The following is a 16,745-nucleotide window of genomic DNA, read 5'->3' as shown; positions in this document are numbered from 1 at the left end:
TACAATCGAATCTATGATTAAGGGAATCACCCTCGTTCGCTCCGTGCCCTCGGCCGATGCGTTCGACCAGCTATCCAGCCTCTTCAACGCCCTTGGCTTCGAGCCCGGCAAAGGCTGGCACGACGACTCCGGCCGTGGCGCCGCTTTCCTTGCGCCTGTCGGCAACCTCGAACTCGTCACAGGCCGCGTCCCCGCCGTGCCGCCCATCCTGATCGAGGTCAACCAGCTCGATCACGTCCACTCCGCCGTCGAGCGCTGGATGCTTGCCCACTACCGCACCGAAGAGATCGCGGCCCAGCTCTCCGCCGTCGAGCTCACTCACTGGAACTCGCGGCTCTTCACCGTCGAACTCGGCCCAGAGATGAAACTCGGCTTCTGGCAGTCCGAGAACCCGCTCCACGGTGTTGTTCCGGCCGTTGAAGGCGACCTGAACGCCACTGGCATGCGCTTCGCCGTCGTCACCACCCGCTGGAATACCGTCATCACCGACCGCCTTCTCCAGGGCTCGCTCGATGCACTCTACCGTAGCGGAGCCGCGAAGAAGGATGTCGAAGTCGTTCGCGTCCCCGGCGCGTGGGAAGTTCCCTCCGCCGCCCGCACCCTCGCCGAGACGAAGAAGTTCGACGCCATCGTCACCCTCGGCTGCCTCCTGCGTGGCGAAACCGCCCACTACGAGGCCATCTACAATGAGGTCGCGCGAGGTATCGGCCAATCGCAACAGGACACGGGCATCCCCCACGCCTTCGGTGTCCTCACCTGCGAAACCCTGGAACAAGCTCTTGACCGCGCCGGCCTGAAAGCAGGAAACAAGGGCTTCGAAGCCGCCATCGCTGCCATCGAGATGGTCTCCATCCAAAGAAAGCTCGCGGTGGCCAAGTAATGGGAACCCGCCGCAAGTCCCGCGAACTCGCCATGCAGATGCTCTTCCAGGGCGATCTCGGCAAGCAAACCCCCGCGCAGGTCAGCAGCCTCTTCTGGCCATCCCGCGACGACGTCGACGATGAAACCCGTGCCTTTGCCGAAGATCTCTTCCGCGTCGCCACCGTCCGCGAGGACGAGATCAACGACCTCATCCAGGCCCACGCCCAGAACTGGCGCATCGAGCGCATGCCCGTCGTCGACCGCAATCTCCTGCGCGCTGCCGTCGCCGAGATGCTCGCCTACCCCAACACGCCCGGCCCGATCATCATCAACGAGAGCCTCGAGGTCGCGCGTCGCTACGCCGCTCCGGAATCGATCCACTTCCTCAACGGCGTCCTCGACGCTATCGCCAAGACTGTTCTGGCGAACCGTCTCAAGTAGCTCACAGCATTTGGCCATCGCGGCTGGCGGACGCACTTTGGTTGTCATTCCCGAAGGGAATCTGCGGTTGCCTTCGTTCTCATCGCCATTAGGCGTCAACAGGAAAGGCCCTCTCATCGAGAGGGCCTTTCCTGTTCCAGCAAACGACCAGAAGACTATTGCGTCGCCTTACGCGGCCTCTGAACGAGCAGATCCGGCACAACCAGGTTCCCGTTCACATCCGGAAGTTTCGGGGCGATCGTCGTCCCATCGGTCAGAGTCGCCCGGTTGATGATGTGGACCAGGTTGTCGCCTGTCGTCCCCGCATAGAACGAAAGGTTATCCGTACTGAACACCCCGGACACCGGGGCGATCGCCGTGCCCGAAAGCTTGATGCTCCCAACCGTTCCTACGCCCGAAGCCGCTGGAGTATAGGTCGGAATTGCGCCGCCCGTTCCCGTGTAGGTCACGAACGCGATGCTTGAATCCGACGCCGGAACGACACCCGTGATCGAAGCAGCCGTGATGCTTGGCAGCGTCGCCGTTGTGAACGAGCTTCCGAACGTCAGTCCACCCGTCGCGGGGCAAGCCTGGTTCGGAATCGTCACATGCAGATCGCTCAGGGTCGGAACCGCCGTCGTCGCCGTCACTCCAAGAATGTGGTTGCCGTCGTTGGTTGCCGCGACCTTGTCCGTCACTGCCGCCGACGTATCGGCGAGCGGATAGAACTCGTTCGTTACCGCCGCAGTCGTCCCTGCTGTCGTCGAGGTCGTTGAAGCGCAGTACCCGCGTGCGGTTGTCGTTCCTCCGGCAAAGTAGGCTCCGACGCTTGGCACCGTCAAGGCTACGTCCGTCACCGGGGAGGTCAACTGCGTAATGTTGTCCCAGCCCGTAAAGGTCGAGTACACCAGCAACTGGTTTCCAGCGGCGATGTAGACGGCCTGGCTGTCCGGGCTCCACTGGGCACGCGCCCCTACCGCGCCGTAGGTCGTGATCACCGCACCGGCCGAAGTCTCAAGCGTCGTGATCTTTCGCACAGGATCCGAGATCACCACCGTCGTGCCGTCCGGCGATACCGCAAGGACATTCCCCGGAGAAGACACGTCCTGACGTGAGACCGCGTTCGAGGTCGCGTTGAAGACCATCAGTTCCGTCGAACTTCCAAGGTAGATGGTGGTCCCATCCTGCGAGATCACCATCGAGTTCGGAACATACGGCAGACGCACCGGTGTCCCAAGCGTCGTCGTCGTAAAGTCCACCGGAACCAGATACAGCGACTGTGTGCTTGCAATGTAAAGCACTGTCGCAGTGGTTCCCGGGGTGGAAATCGGAATCGGGTTCGACACGATCGGCTTCCCGTTGCCCAGTTGGCCGATCAGCGTGAAAGGGGAAGGGTTGCAGGTTCCCGGTGCGCAGATCGCGAAGATCGATGCCGCACCCGGGTAGGTCGGCGTTACGGAAGCCGCCGTACTCGCAGAGATGGTCGTCGGCGTTGTTGACACGTACTCGAGGTTCAAGCCTGTCAGCGATACCCCATTCGTATCCTTGATGACCGAGTTCAGCGCCTGCGTATTGTTCTGGTTCACCACGGTCGGTCCCGGGTTCGTCAGCGTGATCGAGGCTGGCGGGCAGGTCGAGAAGAATCCGGCCGAGCTGGGCGTGCTCGCTACGGTCGCCGAAATAATCGTCGAGCCGGGAGCTACCGCGGTCGCCACGCCGTTTTCATCGATCGTCACGATCGATGCCGTCTGCGGCGTGTACGTCAGGTGGCCTACCAGGCAGCTAATGTTATCCGCGGGATTCGTCGTGCCGTTCTGATACACGCGCGCAGAAAGCTGGCCGGTAATGCCCTGCGAGAGGCAGCTACTGCTGCTGTACGCGGGAGCCGAGGTCGTCGCATTGGCCGCCACCGGGCAGCAGTTGGTGGAGGGATCCGGGTCGGTTGAACAGTTCGCCGAGGGTGCGCCAAGCACCACGCTCGTCACCACCGGGTGGATGTAAACCGGCAGGGGATTGCTGGTGACGCCGCTCGCCGCCGCCGTCACATATGCGACGCCGGACTTGTTCGTGGGATTGCAGGTCGTGTAGTCGGCGATCGCGCCGCCCGTGTTCCGGTTCCAGGTTCCGGCGCAGAGGGCTCCGGTTGTGGGATTCACGTCGGCCAGCGTCATATCCGTCGTTCCATAACGGTAAGCCGAGACGGTCACGGTCGTGCCTTTGCAGTCTGCTCCTGCCGGAGTGCCGATCTGGCCTTTCTGCGCATACGAAAGCGAGTATCCGTACACCTTGGGCTGCAGGGTGATCGTCGTCAGGCTTCCGACAACGACGCCCGAGTCGCCGCCGTTGCAATACACAATCGTCGTTTTCTTTGCACAACCCGAGATCGAGATGCCGAAAGGAACCGTAAACAAAAGCAAAACCGCTAACGTGACAAACCGACGCATTGATCCTCCCCGCTCGGCCGCTTTGCAAGCCGAACGGTCTCACCACACATGCTGAATATCGCAAGCCTCAGTGTAGAAGGCCACGTACGCGGAAGCAAATGACCGAAGCCTCCAAATCATCGAATCCGCAGCGGGCAGGCTGCGATCTCTTCGCAATCTCTTTGTTCGTTTAGACGGCCCACCCGCTACTTCGGTATTCGCCGGGGGAATCTTCGGTTAGGATTTCAAGTGTGAGGTCAAGGAGGAAGTCGCGATGAGTTCGCCCAATGAGTCCGGAGCAGGTATTGAGCGCTGGTGGCAGTTGCTGGTCATCCTGTTCGGTTTAATCTTCCTGACGCTTCTTGTGTCGTTTTCGCCCACGATCTAAAGAGCGCCTGAGACGAAGAAAGGGGCACGGCCTAGGCCGTGCCCCTTTCTTGCGCCGAAACCGGCCGAAGAGCCTATTCCGCCGGCATCTCCTTCTGGAACCACGTCAGCATCCTCTCGTCCCGATCCTTCTCATGCGCCGGGTCGGCGAAGTGGTGGCCCTCGTTGGGATAGATCACGAGCTGCGTCTTCACACCCTCCGCCCGCAGCGCATGCCAGAACTCGAACGACTGCGGGGCAGGGCACTCGCCATCCCGATCCCCCACAATAATCAGCGTCGGCGTCTTCACCTTCTTGATAAACGTGAGCGCGGAGCTCTTTGCATAGACCGCTGTGTCGTCATACACGGTCGCTCCGAAGAACGGCGTCATCCACTGGTCGATTGAGTTCTCCCCGTAGTAGCTCAGCCAGTCCGAGATCCCTGCTCCCGCCACGGCCGCCCGGAAACGCGTCGTCTGCGTCACGCCGAACATCGTCATGAACCCGCCATAGCTCCAGCCCGTCAGCCCCTCGCGCTTCGGATCGACGGAAACCTTCTTCTCCACGACATCCATTCCGGCGAGGATGTCCCTGAGATCCCCGTAGCCGAAGTCTTTCCGGTTCGCCTCGGTAAACTTCTCTCCCTGCCCGAAGCTTCCGCGCGGATTTGGCTGAAAGACAAAGTAGCCCGCCAAGGAGTAGTTCGCCATCACGTTCCAGCGCGGTCCAATCGATGCCGAAGGCCCACCATGGACGCTCACGATCATCGGGTACTTCTTGGCCGGATCGTAGTTCGCCGGGTAGGTCAGCCATCCCTGCACGTGGAAGCCTTCGTTCGTCCACTCGATCGACTCGGTCTTTCCCCCGGCCAGTGTCGCGCCATCGTTCAGATGCGTCACCTGCTTGATCGCTGTCTCCGGTCCCGCCCAGACCTCAGGAGGAGCGGTCAATCCGCTCTTCACGAACGCGAACACGCCGTTCTTCGAGACCGAAATCGCGTCCTTGATCGACCCGCCCGTGATCGAAACCTCGCTCATCTCGAGCGCGCTCCCCGGAACCTCAGTCTTTGTCTTCACGTCGTAGTCCGGAATCCGTACCTTGCCCCTGCGATCCTCGACGAATCCGACCTTCCCGTTGTCCACCCACGCCAGGTACGCGGGCGTTCCGTCGATCCCCGGCTTTACATCCACCGGCTCGCCGCCCTTCGCCTCGACGACCCAGATGTCTCCACCTGTCGAGCCCTGGTCGCTCATCAACCCGCCGATGAATGCGATCTTTTTTCCATCCGGCGAGAACCGGGGAACTGCCATTTGCAGCCCATGCAGCGCGCCTGTCACCTTCGTCGTATCCACAATCGCCTTCGGATCCTGCCCCAGCGTCTGGGTGTAGAGATCGGCCACCCACCAGTTGTTCTCGCCCGGGGGCGGAGCCGCGATATACGTCATCTCGCTGCTATTCTGAGCCCAGTCGAACTCGAACACATGCAGCTTCTCCGGCGTCACCTGCTTCAACTCGCCCGTGGCCACATCGACCGCAGCCACGCGCTGCACCTCGATCCCATCCTCCCCAATCACACCCGACCAGGGCTTCATGGCCGCTGTAGCCCCGGCCGAGCGCGTCGCATTCTCGACAAACAGGAAGGCAAGCGTCTTTCCATCGGGAGCCCACGCCACCTGGTGGAAGAGCCCCGAGAGATGCGTCAACTGCTTAGAGGCGCCCGTAGCCTTCGACCAGAGGAAAACCTGCTCCTGCCCCGGCTTGTCGCTGCTCCCCGTGCAGCTCGACGTGTAAGCCAGCCACTGTCCGTCCGGAGACCACACCGGATCCGCGTTCGAGCAGCTCGTATCCCCATTCGGTCCCACGATCTTGTCCTTCGCCGGATCAGGATTCGCCAGCTCCATGAGGTGCAGCGTCGCGGAGGCCCGCCCCACCGTATAGGCAAGCCACTTCCCATCGGGCGAAATCGCGACGCCGCCCGGCATCTTCACATGACCCTCGCTCGCCTCCATCGCTTTCACGACGACGGGATCATGCGTCTTGAGAGGTTCGACCGGGGCCGGAACCCCGCTCTGCGCAAAAGCATTCAAGCCGGAAGAAAGCAAAGTGGCCACACCCAGCCACGCGAAAGAACGAGCAGAACCAGCACCAGATCTCATGAAAAAAGCCTAGCATCTGCCGCCGCCGTTGTTCCCGCTGTTGCCTATTTGGTTGTCATTCCAGAACGGAAACCGCGTTTTGCCGTTGCGCGTTCTCACGGCCCGGAAAACGCTAGTTCGGCTTGGCCAGAATCACCGAATCCGGAGCCTCACCCTTCCCGGGAGTCCTCGATGTCACCACAGCGTCGTCTTTCCAGAGCGCGATGCCTCCATCGATCGCATTGCTGTTCGCCCCCAGCAACACGCCTTTCGGAAGCTTCTTCATCAGCTTGGCATTTCCCCCGCCAAGCAGCACGTAGTCGCACACCAGCCCAGCCTTCAGCAGCTCGATAATCGTCAGCACCGACTTCCGCCAGCGCTTCCGCCCCCGACGCTCCAACCCGCCAAGCCCGATGTACTCCTCATACGTCCGGCCCTTCTTGTACGGGAGATGCGCCAATTCCAGCGGCACGACAACGCCGTCGAAGATCATCGCTGACCCGAGCCCCGTCCCCGTGCCGAGGAAAAGCATCCGCCCACCCTGGTACCCACCCAGGGCCTGCATCGCCGCATCGTTGATAAACCGGATCGGCTTGCCCGCGAACGCCTTCTGGTAATTGAAATTCACCCACCCCGGCGCAAGATTATGCGGCTCCGACAGCGGACGATCATGCCCAACCGGTCCCGGATACCCGATCGAAATCGCGTCGTACTCCCACTTCGCTGTCGAAGCGATCACCTGGTCGACCATGGCCTTCGCATCCATCGTCGGACCCGAGACTATCTTGATAGGGATACGAATGTCCGTGGATGCCACCTTGATATGGGTACCGCCAACGTCGAGCACGAGAACTTTCATGGGTTTCATTATGCGCTTTGCCATTCTGGTTTTGACGCCGCTCCAGTGAGATTCATTGCCTCTGCGCCGACTATAGGGAAACATCCCATCCGCGTACAATCGAAGAAGTCATGGCAGAGAGCATCGTGAGAGAAAACGCAGTGGAAACCGCACAAAATCCCGAATCGGCAACGGCTGAGCAAAGCTCGCCCCAACGCTACAACCCGGCCGAGATCGAACCCCGCTGGCAGGCCGTCTGGGACGCAGACCCCAGCCTTTACGCCGCCGAGCCCCACGACTCCGGCAAGCCGAAGTACTACTGCCTCTCGATGCTGCCCTATCCAAGCGGCAAGCTCCACATCGGCCACGTGCGTAACTACGCCATCGGGGACGTCCTCGCGCGCTTCATGCGGATGCGCGGCTACAACGTGCTTCATCCGATGGGCTGGGACGCCTTCGGCCTCCCCGCCGAGAACGCCGCTCTCAAAAACAACACACCGCCCGCCGAGTGGACCCTCGCCAACATCGCGGCCATGAAGACGCAGTTCCATCGCCTCGGGCTCTCCTTCGACTGGAGCAAAGAGGTCACCACCTGTCTCCCGGATTACTACCGCTGGAATCAGTGGTTTTTCCTCAAGATGTTCGAGAAGGGCCTTGCCTATCGCAAGAAGAGCAAGGTCAACTGGTGCCCCGAATGCCAGACCGTTCTCGCCAACGAGCAGGTTATCGCCGGCTGCTGCTGGCGGCACGAGACCACCATCGTCGAGCAGCGGGACCTCACCCAGTGGTTCTTCCGCATCACCCAGTACGCCGACGAACTCCTCGACGGCCTCGACACCATGGACGGCTGGCCTGACAAGGTCCGCACCATGCAGCGCAACTGGATCGGCCGCAGCGAAGGCACCTTCGTCGACTTCAAGGTCGAAGGCACCGGTGAGATCATCACCGTATTCACCACGCGCGTCGACACCATCTTCGGAGCCACCTCCGTCCAGCTCGCTCCCGAGCACGCCCTCACCACCGCCTTCGCGAAAGAAGATGCGACCCTCGCCGGGCAGGTAGAAGCTCTGCTCGACGAGCAGAAAGCAGCCAAGGCCGCAGGCGACCTCGGAGCCATCGAGAAGAAGGGCTGTGCCACAAACCGCTTCGCCATCAACCCCTTCAACGGCGAGCGCGTCCCCATCTGGGTCGGCAACTACATCCTCGCCGACTACGGCACCGGCGCCATCATGAGCGTCCCCGCCCACGACGAGCGCGACTTCGAGTTTGCCACCAAGTACGGTCTCGACATCCGCCGCGTCGTCGCCCCCAACGTCGACGAGCCCGCCGAGGCCCTCACTCTCCCCTATACCGGGGAAGAAGAAGCCGTCCTCATCGACTCCGGCGAGTGGTCCGGCGAACCCAGTCTCGAAGCCCAGGAGAAGATGGCAAAGCACGCCGAGGCCAACGGCTTCGGCAAGAAGACCACCACTTACCGCCTCAAGGATTGGGGCGTCAGCCGCCAGCGCTACTGGGGCACGCCCATCCCCATGGTCTACTGCGCCGCCAACTGCTCGGGCGAAGAAACCCCAATCCCATTGCGCCCCGAAGACCTTCCCGTCCTCCTTCCCGCGCAGGTCACCATCACCCAGCAGGGCGGCTCACCTCTCGGCCGCGTCCCCGAGTTCGTCAACACCACGTGCCCCAGGTGTGGCGGCCCCGCCAAGCGCGAGACCGACACCATGGACACCTTCGTCGACTCGAGCTGGTACTTCTACCGCTACATCGATCCCAAGAACGATCAGGCCCCCTTCGATTCCGCCAAGGCCGCTTACTGGTTCCCCATCGACCAGTACATCGGCGGCGTCGAACACGCCATCCTCCACCTCATCTACTCGCGCTATTGGACCAAGGTCATGCGCGACCTCGGACTTATCGAAAACGCCGAACCCGCAACCCGCCTCTTCACCCAGGGCATGGTCATCAAGGACGGCGCGAAGATGTCGAAGTCCAAGGGCAACGTCGTCAGCCCCGACGTCATGATCGACAAGTTCGGCGTCGATGCTACCCGCATGTACGCCCTCTTCGCCGCCCCACCCGATCGCGATCTCGACTGGCAGGAGGACGGCGTCGCCGGCGTCAGCCGCTTCCTCTCCCGCGTCTACCGCCTCACGACCAAGTTCGCCCCTATCGCGAAGCGCGCCGGAACCGAAGAGGCCCAGAGCATCGAAGGCCAGAAGCTCCTCCGCAAGCTCCACCAGACCATCGCCAAGATGACGCTCGACTTCAGCGGTCGCTGGCACTTCAACACCTCGATCGCCGCCATCATGGAGCTCGTCAACGAGATCGTCACCGCTGAGCCAGCCATGGACGCAGAGATCATCCCACCCTCCGCCGTCGCCGAGGTCTTCCGCAACCTCACGCTGATGCTCGCCCCGTTCGCCCCTTTCATAGCCGCCGAACTCTGGGCCGAACTCGGCAACACCGGCGTCGTCTTCCGCCACCCCTGGCCCGAGGCCGACGCCGAGTTAGCCAAGGAAAGCGAGATCGAGATCCCCGTCCAGATCAACGGCAAGCTCGTCAACGTCATCACCGTCCCCGCCGGAAGTGACGAGGAAACCATCAAAGCAGCCGCGTTAGCCGATCCGAAAGTTATCTCCCGCATCGAGGGCAAGACGGTCGTCAAGATCATCTACGTCCCCGGCAAGCTGCTAAACCTCGTGGTGAAGTAGGGTGCCCACCGTGGTCCCTGCTCACAGCGCTGTACCCTTGCGTGGAACCCAGTCCTTCGTCCACACCCTCTCCACCTGCTGGAACCACGCGTCCTACACCGCGCTCGAAGTCCTGTGGCGCTGGGCCGTCGGCATCCCCACCCTTGCCGCCATCTACCGCTGGATCGTCCCCGCGATCGTGAGCGCCCACGTCGACTGGGCTGCCCTCCGCAACATGACGATCCTCGACCCCGTCGCCTCCGCCGCCACCCTCGGAACGGCCCTGTCCGTCATTCTCCCTCCTGTCCTCGAAGTCGCCCGCTGGCTGGCACCTGCACTCCTCATCCTCTGGATTCTCATTTCCTCCATAGGCCGCACCGTAGTCCTCCGCCACGCCGACCCCACCCTACACCGACGCCCGGCCACCCTCATCGTTCTCCAGACGATCCGCCTTGCCGCCCTCCTCGCGAGCTTCTTTCTCTGGTTCAGGATCCTCGAAACCGCAGCCGCCGCGACCATCACCAATCCCATCGCCGCCAACCAGGAACCCAACCTCGTTGGCTACTGCGCCGCCGCCATCGTCACCACCCTGGTCCTCTTCGTCCTCTGGGCCGTCCTCACCTACACGCTCAGCGTCGCCCCGCTGCTTGCGATGCTTCGCAATCTCGGCCCGCTCGAAAGCCTCCGCGCCGCCTTTCGCCTCGGCCCGCTCAAGTCCAAGCTGGTCGAGATCAACCTCGTCATGGGTATCGTCAAGATCGCGCTCATCGTCCTCGCGATGGTCTTCTCCGCGTGCCCGCTCCCGTTCGAAGCGGTCGCGACCCCACAGTTCCTCACCCTCTGGTGCACCGGGGTTACCGTCGTCTATCTCATAGCCTCGGACTTTTTCCACGTAGCCCGCCTCGTCGCCTACCTCCAGCTCTGGCGCGCCTACGAGTCGAAGCCGTAGCTCGAAGAAATTCCCATACGTTTCTCGCGAATCTGCATCTCACCCGAATAGCGGCAATACACGCACGGGAGAACGCAATGTCCTTCGGAATCTATGCCTTCGGTTACCTCTTCATCATCATCGGCCTGCTCTACCTCGCCCATCTCATGCACATCCCGCAGACCTACATCGTTGCCGGAGGCATCATCCTGGTCGGCATGGGTATCGTCACCGCTGTGCAAAGCACACGACAGAAAGATAAGAGCTAGTTCCATGCGTTAAGATGGGCCGCATGAGTTCCCTGAACCGCCGAGACCTCGTCGCCGCTCTCGCCGCACTGACCGTTACCCGTTCCACAGCCGAAGCCCAGGCTATCGTCCCACCCGGCGAGACCGTGCTCGCCACCCCAAAGGTCTTCTCCTACGAAGACCTGCCGGTCAAGAAGAATCCCAACCGCAGCGAGACCCGCCCGGTCCTCCAGGGTACCCTCCCCACCGGCGAGGCGATCGAACTCCACGAGACCGTCCTCGCCGTCGGCGGGACACCGAACCCTCCGCACCAGCACCGCCAGTCCGACATTATCCTCATCCGCAAAGGCACCATCGCCTTCGAGCACGACGGCAAAGCAGAACACGCCGGCCCCGGAGCAGTAATCTTCGTGGGCTCCGAAACCATGCATACCGTCCGCAACGTAGGGGAAGAACCAGCCGAATACTTCGTCATCGTCATCGGTCGCGAAGCCCAGAAGCAGCTCGTCTAACCGACAGTCTCCCTCCGACGAAGGGAGTTACCCGTGCTGCCAGACGCGAATTGTGCCCAACGCACGAAAAGGCCCAGCTGAAGCCGGGCCTTTTGAACAGAAACTAGACTCTACCGATGATGATAGTGGTGGTGGTGGCGGCGATGATGCACCGCGGCACTCGCCGGCAGGGCAGAACCCGCAAGCAGAAGAACTCCAAGAACCGAAAGCATAATCTTGCTAAGCTTCATAAAACCCCCGTACAGCGCACATCTCCAAGACTAGATGCACACCGTTATCAGTTGGTTATCCCCCGGCTGCCCATATCTCACCCTCAAGCCGTCTATTCCGGCAACTCTTTCATTCTAAAAGCAATAGTCTCGACGTCGATGGTTCGGCCAGACCTTTATACTGGATACAGCACGTGAGCCTTACGGTCGCGATCCAGGTGCCACGCGCTAGGCCCTTTCCGTCGGTTGACCGACGAAGAGGAGAAGGGAGGAGATCGGGATGCAGGTCACGACAAACAGTTCGCCGGTGAAGTCCCGGGCCCTTTTCGGTTGGATCCTCGAGGACCTCGCCGAACTGATGCGGTCGCTCGACCAGCCCGCCTACCGCGCCGCTCAGCTTCATGACGCACTCTACCGCCAGCGCATTGCGTCCCTCGACCAGATCACAACCTTACCCGTCGCTATCCGCGAGCGCCTCATCGCCGAGGGCTACAGCGTAGGTCTCCCCGAGATTGCCCAGACCGCGCGCTCCATCGATGGCACCGAACGCTATCTCATCCGCCTCGCCGACGGCGAGACCGTCGAAACCGTCTGGATGCCGGGAGGCGACGGAGGTGAGCGTGGCGACGGAACGCCGGCAGCCGCCGAGGAAGAGAACGAAACTCCCGCAACCGTGGCCGACGACTACAAGCGAGCAACGATCTGCATCTCCAGCCAGGTCGGCTGCGCCGTGAACTGCCAGTTCTGCCTCACCGCCCGCCTGGGCATCCGCCGCAACCTCACCGCCGGCGAGATAGCCGGGCAGCTCGCCATCGTCCTCAACCGTCACAATGTCGAGGTCGGTCGCGACCGCATCAACCTCGTCTTCATGGGCATGGGCGAGCCGTTCCTGAACTACGCCAACTTCATGGACTCGGTTCGTCTGCTCACCGGCGCGATGCGCATCCCCGAATCCCGCATGACCGTCTCGACCTCCGGAATCATCCCGTCGATCGAGCTCTTCGCCAACGAGACCGTTCGTCCCAAACTCGCCGTCAGTCTCAACGCCTCGAACGACGAGGTCCGCGAGTCCATCATGCCCATCACGCGCAAATGGAACATTGAGAACCTTCTCGCGGCCGTCGCCAAGGTTCCTTTGCGCACAAAAGAACGCGTCACCTTCGAGTACGTTTTGCTCAAGGGCCTCAACGACCAACTCACCCACGCCCGCGAACTCGTGCGCCTGGTGGGCCAGATGCGCGCCAAGATCAACCTCATCGTCTGGAACCCGGGCCCGGACATGCCCTTCGATCAGCCCGCCGACAATGATGTAGCCGCCTTCCAGAAGCATCTGCGCGACAATAACATTCCCGCCTACATCCGCCGTCCGCGTGGACGCGACATCTATGCCGCCTGCGGCCAGCTCAAGCGCACCGTCGAAGCCGCGCCCCTGGTCTCGATCGCAATCTGAGAATGATCGACTTATCGAATTCCGGCGACGCTGGGCATGCGCTTCTTCTGCCCGAGTTCCAGCAGACGTTCCGCCACATAGTCGTAATCGTGACGCAGCACGTCGCCTTCGTGAACGAAATTTCCCACGATCGGCTCAACCCCGAGCGATCGAATCCTCGCCAGATCCGCCTCGATCGGCGTCTGTCCTTCACGCGCATACTGCTCGCGCAGTGTAGCCGAGATCGGGGCTGTATTGATCAGCGCATAGTCGAAGATCGGATCCTTTGTCGTTCCGGAATGCTGGAGGATCTTCTCCACATGCTGTGACGCAGTCAGGCCAAGCGACTCATTCGCCTGCGTCATCAGGTTGCACACGTACACCCGAACCGCCGAAGAAGCGGCCATCGCCTCCGGAACTCCACGCACCAGAAGGTTGGTGATCAGCGACGTAAACAAAGATCCAGGGCCGAGCGTGATCAGGTCAGCATGCGCGATCGCTTCGAGCGTCTCCGGAAGCGGATGCGCCGTCTCCGGCTCGATCATGAGCTCGGTGATCCGATGCTTGCTCGCCGTAATGTTCGTCTCGCCCCGGACGAGCGAGCCATCATCCATCATCGCCGCGAGCGTCACATTGTCGTTCGTCGCCGGATAGATCCTTCCACGCGTCGCCAGGATCTGTGACGACATCTGCACCGCCTGCGCGAAGTCGCCCGTAATATGCGTGAGAGCCGCGACGAAGAGGTTGCCGAAGCTGTGTCCCTGCAGATCGCCCTGTCCGAAGCGGAACTGAAAGAGCTTCGACAGCAGATGCTCATCCTCCGACAGCGCGACCATGCAGTTGCGCACATCGCCCGGCGGAAGCATTCCCATATCTTCCCGCAGCCGTCCCGAAGATCCACCATCGTCGGTCACGGTCACGACCGCGGCGAGATCGCTGATGAGGCAAGGACCTTCCGCGCACCGCGAGTCGCTCAGCGGCTGCGCTCCCGGAGGAGTCGGCACAAATCGCTTCAACCCACGAAGAAGCGTCGAAAGGCCCGTTCCTCCGCCAATCGCAACTACGCGCAACGGCTTACCAATCTGATTCGCTCTCTCCAAGACGAAGCCTTCCCTCAGGCCACCAGTCTGGGGCGCCCGATATCCTTAGGACTCTGGGTAGAGCAGTTCGGTAAACCGCGGATCGTCAGCCATGTCCTGGAAGTCGGAGTCCGATCGTGCCTGGATCCGATTCTTCGCGTTCAGCCGAATTGCCTCCGTCAGGTGTTCGAGGCACGTATGTGCCTCTCCCGTCATGCTCGCCAGCACAGCCAGACCGTAGAACGCGTAGTCTGCGGAGTTATTATCGGCAAGTATCGCGCGAAATTCCTCCCGCGCGTCCTCATAATGTCCATTATTCAGCAGGGAGACTGCGTAGTCGAAGTGCTCTTCCTCGCTCAGGAACTCGGTCTTGCGTTTCGCCACCTGTTGCATGCATGCATTCACATACATCCGGATGCTGTGCGCAAGGTCAGCCGGACTCGTCGCCAACATCTTCTCGAAGGCCACATGAGCCTGTTCGTACTTACCCTCCTGCATCAGGCGGAGCGCGGCCTCATACATCTTGAGAGCGTGAACACGCGACTCATCAGCCGATGTGGGGAGAGTTCCCGCCAGGGTGCGCGGCGGTCGTTTTGTTGCAGATGCAGTTACCGTCTTCGTCTGGGCCATGTCGTCCTACTCACCATCTGCACGTACCGGATAGCTCCGGGGGGGTACCGATTTCGAGCTCTCCTGAATGATGCACGTGTCTCGGTTTTATACGCAGAACAGGCTCCGAGGTCAATCCCCCGGGGGTCTGTCAGCTATGCCCTTTACGATAGAGCACGGGATTTAGATCTGGATCGTTGTACATCTTCATCTGCCGGTAGACCTTGAAGCGTCTTTCCCCTCTGCCAATCTGTAACATCAGCATGTCGAGGCACATAGCCAGATCGTCTCTCTGCTCGGTCAGTAAAGCAAGGCGCGCGCGGTTCTTCTCCCGGTGCTTCTCGGTCGCCGTCTCCCGCGTTGTCTCCTCGCGCGTGTGGTACACCTTCAGCCCGAGGATCGAGAGCCGATCGAGCATCATTCCTGGAGTCTCTGAATGCAGCGTGGCCTGTGCCGGCTGAGCAAGGCTTGTGCATAGCAGGTGATCGATTGATTCGGTCAGATCGTTCCGCCTCTGATTCAAGGCGTCGATCGCCCGCTTCACTTCCGCGATCTCCGCGTCCGCGGCGTTCGGGTCGCGCGCCTCGTCCTCCTTGTGCCAGAGGTCGAAGTTCGCGCGATGCTGTTTCAGGATCAGCTCGATCACACTACCCTCAGTCAACTTCGTGACGTTTTGTTCATCGGCCTGCGACACGTCCGCTTCAACTGTGTGCCACCGTTCCATTGCCTCGTCATGCAGGCGGAGGAGGCTCTCCGCATCCGGCAGTAAACGCTGTCCCATACCATGACAAACTCTACACCACCTGCATCTTGCAGTTGCCCTATCCTGTGTAAGCAAGCAGACTAGGACGTAACCCATGTCTGCTTCAGCCCAAGAGTATGCAACGAAGGTCCTTGTTTACCGCCTCGGCAGCCTTGGCGATACAGTGATCGCACTCCCTGCGCTGCACCTCGTGGCGCGTGCGTTTTCCCAGGCGGAACGCCGCATGCTCACCAATCTTCCCGTGAATGTGAAGGCGCCTGCCGCAGCCGCTGTGCTTGAAAACACTGGCCTCATTCACGGATACTTCCGCTACACCGTGAGGACGCGCGGTGTTCTGGACATCCTCAAGCTATGGTGGCAGCTCAGGCGCTGGAAACCGGACGTCCTTGTCTACGCCGCAGCTAGTCGTGGGATTCCCGCAGCCAGGCGTGACGCTCTCTTCTTCCGTCTCTGTGGCATCCGCCGGCTCGTCGGCGTTCCGCTCACCGACGATATGCAGCGGCAACGTTTCGAGGCCGGCCTCAGCCAGGGAGGCACGCTCGAATCCGAGGCCTGCCGTCTCGTCCGCAATCTTTCGGTGCTTGGCGAATCCCGCTTCGACGATCCCGCAAGCTGGAGCCTTCATCTCACTCCATCCGAGCACGCCCGCGCAGCGGAGGTTCTCCGTCCAGCCGAAGGCCATCGTCTGATCGCCGTCAGCGTCGGCACCAAGGTCCAGGCGAAAGACTGGGGCCGCGAGAACTGGCGAGCACTCCTCGCCCGCGTCGCCGAACTCTATCCCGAGTACGCCGTGGCCCTCTGCGGTGCCCCGGGCGAGTCCGAGGCAAGCGAGTTTGCCGCACAGGGCTGGCGCGAGTTCTCGTCTTCGCCTGTGATCAACCTCTGCGGCATCCTCAGCCCCCGCGAGAGCGCCGCCGTCTTCGCCCGAGCCGTCGTGTTCCTCGGCCCCGACTCCGGCCCCATGCACCTGGCCGCTTCCGTCCAAACCACGTGCGTCGCCATCTTCGCCGCCCGCAACATGCCCCGGGTCTGGTATCCATGGGGAGACGACCATCGCGTCATCCGCCATAAGGTCGATTGTGAGGGGTGCAACCTCGAAACCTGTACGGTGCAGAACAAGAAGTGTCTGACCAGCATCAGCGTGGATGAGGTCCTGGTTCAGCTCGTCGGCGTGATGCCCGAGCCATCGGGCCTCGTCGAAATGCGATGATAGATCAGTAGTTACCCGGATCACC

General features: G+C 61.5%; 14 protein-coding genes. 8 read left to right on the top strand and 6 right to left on the bottom strand.

The genetic code is table 11. The annotated features are described in order from the left end of the window. The first annotated feature begins 13 nt into the window (after positions 1–13). Entirely contained in the window at positions 14–880 is an 867-nt protein-coding gene (gene ribH, locus GRAN_RS25995; protein ID WP_128911048.1) for a 6,7-dimethyl-8-ribityllumazine synthase, read from the top strand. Next, positions 880–1,302: a transcription antitermination factor NusB gene (gene nusB, locus GRAN_RS00285; protein WP_128911047.1), complete on the top strand. Its 423-nt coding sequence runs from the start codon at positions 880–882 to the stop codon at positions 1,300–1,302. The genes ribH and nusB overlap by 1 nt, the downstream gene beginning before the upstream one ends. A 155-nt stretch (positions 1,303–1,457) precedes the next feature. On the opposite strand, the gene GRAN_RS00280 is transcribed toward nusB, so the two are convergent. From GRAN_RS00280 to GRAN_RS00270, 3 genes are all read right to left on the bottom strand, one after another. Continuing rightward, entirely contained in the window at positions 1,458–3,725 is a 2,268-nt protein-coding gene (locus GRAN_RS00280; RefSeq protein ID WP_128911046.1) for a hypothetical protein, read from the bottom strand. Positions 3,726–4,165: 440 nt separating this feature from the next. Then, positions 4,166–6,181 carry a S9 family peptidase gene (locus tag GRAN_RS00275; RefSeq protein ID WP_241654243.1) on the bottom strand — a complete coding sequence of 672 codons (2,016 nt, stop codon included), beginning with the start codon at positions 6,179–6,181 and terminating at the stop codon, positions 4,166–4,168. Positions 6,182–6,338: 157 nt separating this feature from the next. Further along, positions 6,339–7,064, bottom strand: a complete 726-nt coding sequence (locus GRAN_RS00270; RefSeq protein ID WP_128911044.1) for an ROK family protein — start codon at positions 7,062–7,064, stop codon at positions 6,339–6,341. A gap of 110 nt (positions 7,065–7,174) precedes the next feature. On the opposite strand from GRAN_RS00270, the gene leuS reads away from it, so the two are divergent. From leuS to rlmN, 5 genes are all read left to right on the top strand, one after another. Then, positions 7,175–9,754: a leucine--tRNA ligase gene (gene leuS / locus GRAN_RS00265; protein ID WP_128911043.1), complete on the top strand. Its 2,580-nt coding sequence runs from the start codon at positions 7,175–7,177 to the stop codon at positions 9,752–9,754. A gap of 1 nt (position 9,755) precedes the next feature. Next, complete coding sequence (locus GRAN_RS00260) at positions 9,756–10,682, top strand: hypothetical protein (RefSeq protein ID WP_128911042.1); 927 nt, start codon at positions 9,756–9,758, stop codon at positions 10,680–10,682. Positions 10,683–10,759: 77 nt separating this feature from the next. After that, complete coding sequence (locus tag GRAN_RS25695; RefSeq protein WP_192897960.1) at positions 10,760–10,930, top strand: hypothetical protein; 171 nt, start codon at positions 10,760–10,762, stop codon at positions 10,928–10,930. 23 nt (positions 10,931–10,953) lie between these two features. Beyond that, positions 10,954–11,421, top strand: a complete 468-nt coding sequence (locus tag GRAN_RS00255; RefSeq protein WP_161570785.1) for a cupin domain-containing protein — start codon at positions 10,954–10,956, stop codon at positions 11,419–11,421. 489 nt (positions 11,422–11,910) lie between these two features. Next, a complete protein-coding gene (gene rlmN, locus GRAN_RS00250; RefSeq protein ID WP_128911040.1) occupies positions 11,911–13,080 on the top strand; it encodes a dual-specificity RNA methyltransferase RlmN in 1,170 nt (389 codons plus the stop codon). 11 nt (positions 13,081–13,091) lie between these two features. On the opposite strand, the gene GRAN_RS00245 is transcribed toward rlmN, so the two are convergent. The 3 genes from GRAN_RS00245 to GRAN_RS00235 form a co-directional block, all read right to left on the bottom strand. After that, a complete protein-coding gene (locus GRAN_RS00245) occupies positions 13,092–14,159 on the bottom strand; it encodes a gluconeogenesis factor YvcK family protein (protein ID WP_128911039.1) in 1,068 nt (355 codons plus the stop codon). A 45-nt stretch (positions 14,160–14,204) separates the two neighbouring features. After that, positions 14,205–14,768, bottom strand: coding sequence for a tetratricopeptide repeat protein (locus tag GRAN_RS00240; RefSeq protein ID WP_128911038.1), 564 nt, complete (start codon positions 14,766–14,768; stop codon positions 14,205–14,207). A gap of 130 nt (positions 14,769–14,898) precedes the next feature. Beyond that, the gene (locus GRAN_RS00235) at positions 14,899–15,528 is read right to left on the bottom strand and encodes a DUF4254 domain-containing protein (RefSeq protein WP_241654242.1); all 630 of its coding nucleotides are present in this window, start codon (positions 15,526–15,528) and stop codon (positions 14,899–14,901) included. A gap of 76 nt (positions 15,529–15,604) precedes the next feature. On the opposite strand from GRAN_RS00235, the gene GRAN_RS00230 reads away from it, so the two are divergent. Then, positions 15,605–16,720: a glycosyltransferase family 9 protein gene (locus GRAN_RS00230; RefSeq protein ID WP_128911037.1), complete on the top strand. Its 1,116-nt coding sequence runs from the start codon at positions 15,605–15,607 to the stop codon at positions 16,718–16,720. Positions 16,721–16,745: the final 25 nt, after the last annotated feature.

The sequence above is a fragment of the Granulicella sibirica genome (assembly GCF_004115155.1).
GTDB lineage: Bacteria > Acidobacteriota > Terriglobia > Terriglobales > Acidobacteriaceae > Edaphobacter > Edaphobacter sibiricus.
This window is presented reverse-complemented; position numbering and strand designations above follow the sequence as displayed.